The 1,229-nt window shown below is 67.9% G+C and carries 1 protein-coding gene; it reads left to right on the top strand.

The window, feature by feature from the left end; all coding sequences use genetic code 11:
• Positions 1-24 precede the first annotated feature (24 nt).
• Positions 25-1,229 (top strand): oligopeptide/dipeptide ABC transporter ATP-binding protein (locus ACIRS4_RS37640; protein WP_404204690.1); only part of this gene is annotated, 1,205 nt, incomplete at its 3' end.

Here is a 1,229-nt window from a genome sequence, read left to right as displayed (position 1 = left end):
GGCCGCGTCGAGGCGGTGCGCGGTGTGAACTACACCGTGCAGGACGGTGAGGTCCTGGCCATCGTCGGTGAATCCGGCTCCGGAAAATCGGTGTCCTCGCTGGCGATCATGGGACTGCTCCCCGATCAGGCCCGGGTGCAGGGATCCATCCGGCTCCGCGGCCAGGAACTGCTCGGCATGGGTGACCGGCAGCTGTCCACGCTGCGCGGCAGCAAGATCTCGATGGTCTTCCAGGACCCGCTCTCGGCCTTGACACCGGTGTACCGAGTCGGCGACCAGATCGCCGAAGCACTACTGGCGCACGGCAAGATGAGCAAGCAGGAGGCCGCCGACAAGGCGGTGGAACTGCTGGATCTGGTCGGCATTCCGGATGCCGCCCTGCGCGCCAAGGCGTTCCCGCACGAGTTCTCCGGCGGTATGCGCCAGCGCGTGGTGATCGCCATCGCCATCGCCAATGATCCCGAGCTCATCATCTGCGACGAGCCGACCACCGCGCTCGACGTGACTGTGCAGAAACAGATCCTGAACCTGCTGCGCAAGGCCCGTGACATCACCGGCGCAGGCGTCGTCTTCATCACCCACGACATGGGGATCGCGGCCACGCTGGCCGATCGGGTCGCGGTCATGTACGCGGGCCGGATCATCGAAACCGCACGCACCGTCGACCTTTTCAACGCACCGCGGATGCCGTACACGGTGGGCCTGCTGGGTTCCATTCCGCGGCTGGACGGTCCGGCGCGCATGCCGCTCGTGCCCATCGTCGGCGCACCGCCGGCCATGCACGCACTGCCTCCGGGCTGCCCGTTCGCGCCGCGCTGCCCGGTGGCGGTGGAGGACTGCCGAGCGGCGGAACCTCCCCTGCAGGACACCGAGCCCGGGCATCGGGCCGCCTGCATCCGCGTCGCCGAAGTCGGGACCGCGGACCTTTTCGCGGCCTACCGCCGCGAGGTCCCGCCCGCCGAAGCGCCGATACCCACCGATGAGCAAGTCGTGCTGCGGGTTTCGGACCTGAAGAAGACCTTCCCGCTCACCTCCGGAGTGGTCTTCAAACGCCGGACCGGCGAGGTGAAGGCGGTCGACGGCGTCAGCTTCGAGATCAAGTCGGGCCGCACGCTGGCGCTGGTCGGGGAATCCGGTTCCGGGAAATCGACGACGCTGACCCAGATCATGGACCTCATCGCGCCGGAGGGCGGCAGTATCGAGGTATTGGGCAGCGATGTCGCCACCCT

The organism is Streptomyces sp. NPDC101166, from assembly GCF_044768125.1.
In the GTDB taxonomy this organism is placed as follows: Bacteria; Actinomycetota; Actinomycetes; order Streptomycetales; family Streptomycetaceae; genus Streptomyces.
This window is presented reverse-complemented; position numbering and strand designations above follow the sequence as displayed.